The organism is Streptomyces sp. 13-12-16 (assembly GCF_002114215.1).
In the GTDB taxonomy this organism is placed as follows: domain Bacteria; phylum Actinomycetota; class Actinomycetes; order Streptomycetales; family Streptomycetaceae; genus Streptomyces.
On the sequence record NZ_NCTE01001378.1, the window covers coordinates 3,514 to 3,746 of the forward strand.

The following is a 233-nucleotide window of genomic DNA, read 5'->3' on the forward strand; positions in this document are numbered from 1 at the left end:
TGGTGCGGACCGGAAGGTGCGGGTGGAGGTGCCGCCGTTGTCCGCGGTGGTGCTGAAGGCGGCCGAAGCGCTGAGGTCCCCGTCGGCGAAGCCGTCGGTGTCGGTGCGGGCTCCGGCGGCCGGTGCGACCGGTGACGTGGAGGTCTCCGCCGAGGTGGACGGCGGCGGGCTGGACCGGGTGGTGTTCGCCGCCCAGGTCGGTGACGGGCCCTGGCGCACACTGGGTTCGGCCG

At 75.5% G+C, this 233-nt stretch carries 1 protein-coding gene; it reads left to right on the forward strand.

All coding sequences use genetic code 11. The features are described 5' to 3' along the window. Positions 1-233 (forward strand): hypothetical protein (locus B7767_RS47050; RefSeq protein WP_373408281.1); only part of this gene is annotated, 233 nt, incomplete at both ends.